Source organism: Acinetobacter sp. KAM396, from assembly GCF_021602765.1.
GTDB lineage: Bacteria > Pseudomonadota > Gammaproteobacteria > Pseudomonadales > Moraxellaceae > Acinetobacter > Acinetobacter towneri_A.
Genome location: NZ_BPPH01000124.1, coordinates 1 through 277 on the forward strand (window position 1 = coordinate 1; position 277 = coordinate 277).

Annotated in this window: 1 tRNA gene; it reads right to left on the reverse strand. The window is 40.1% G+C overall.

The annotated features are described in order from the left end of the window. Positions 1 to 185: 185 nt before the first annotated feature. Positions 186 to 261, reverse strand: a tRNA-Ala gene (locus L6C30_RS14815). Positions 262 to 277: the final 16 nt, after the last annotated feature.

Genomic DNA, 277 nt, shown 5'->3' on the forward strand with positions numbered 1-277 from the left:
ATGAAATGAGTTGAACAATTTATTTCAGACTCAATTTTTGCCAATCTGTTAATGATTCACTGCATCCTCGTCGGACTGCAGTCAACTGTGATAAATCACAGAACTTAATAAACTACCAAATCTAATCATTCGATCTTTTATTAAGTTCTGCAATCTTTAGCTTATACCCGCACTTAATAAGTACGTGGTGGAGACTAGGAGAGTCGAACTCCTGACCTCCTGCGTGCAAAGCAGGCGCTCTACCAACTAAGCTAAGTCCCCAGCTTATCATCTGTGA